Raw genomic sequence first — 1,162 nt, forward strand, 5'->3', positions numbered from 1 at the left:
GGCGAGCGTAGCGAGCCAATCCGCAGAATGCTTATCATGCCATATGACACAGAAAGCCAATCCCGTAACGCTGACTTTATAAGTATTGCCCGAAGGGCAATCCACAACCCTCGGGCCAAAGGCCCGTCAAACTTAAGAACCCTCCGGCCCATAGGGCCGGTCCATCTTAAGAACCTTTTTCACAACCTTTTTGCACAACCCTTCTACACAACCTGCGGCATCCGCCGCGTCCCTTTGTGCCCAAAGGGCGGAAAAATCCTCTGAAACCGGCCGCGAAGCGGTCATTGATAAAGGAGCTATTATGATAGAAGACATCTTAAAAAAATATCCATTCATCGTGCTGGACGGCGCATTTTCCACAGAACTGGAAAGGCAGGGCTTTTCTATTAATGATGAGCTTTGGAGTGCTATCGCCCTCTATGAAAGACCGGATCTGGTGAAGGCGGTGCATCGTTCCTATTTTGATGCAGGAAGCGACATTGTCACCAGCGCCAGCTACCAGGCCACCCTGGAAGGCTTTGAGAAGAAAGGCTTCTCCCGAAAAGAGGGAAGGGAGCTCCTGATCCGCTCTGTGCAGCTGGTGCAGGAGGCCAGGGATGAGTTCCTGGCAGAGTCATCGCCGGAAAGAAGGCCGGTGCCCCTGGCAGCGGCTTCCGTGGGACCCTACGGCGCTTTCCTGGCCGACGGCAGCGAATACAAGGGTCATTACGGCAAGACAAGGGAAGAACTGGCCGATTTCCACCGGGAGCGCCTGCATATCCTGGCAGAAGCAGGTCCCGATATCTTTGCCTGTGAAACTATTCCCTGCCTTCTGGAAGCTCTGGCGGAGACAGACGTGCTGTCGGAAATCAAGAACGCTTCCGCCTGGGTTTCCTTTTCCTGCAAAGACGGCCTCCATACCTGCGGCGATGATTACATCGGTGACTGCGCCAAAGCCCTTGACCCCATTCCCTGCGTAAAGGCGATCGGGGTGAACTGCACAGCGCCGGAGTATGTGGAATCCCTGATTCTGGAAATCAGGAAATATACTTCAAAGCCTGTGGTGGTCTATCCCAATTCCGGTGAACATTACGACCCCTCCGACAAGACCTGGGGAGGGGCGGCTGCAGATTATGCAGACTTTGTAAAAATCTGGCAGAAAGCCGGCGCCCGCCTCATCGGC

Annotated in this window: 1 protein-coding gene; it reads left to right on the forward strand. The window is 54.4% G+C overall.

Going from position 1 to position 1,162, the window contains the following annotated elements; translation table 11 throughout:
• Positions 1 to 301: 301 nt before the first annotated feature.
• Positions 302 to 1,162, forward strand: an 861-nt coding sequence (mmuM, locus tag HMPREF9453_RS10650) for a homocysteine S-methyltransferase (RefSeq protein WP_008860571.1), incomplete at its 3' end; no start/stop codon positions are given.

The sequence above is a fragment of the Dialister succinatiphilus YIT 11850 genome (assembly GCF_000242435.1).
In the GTDB taxonomy this organism is placed as follows: Bacteria; Bacillota; Negativicutes; order Veillonellales; family Dialisteraceae; genus Dialister; species Dialister succinatiphilus.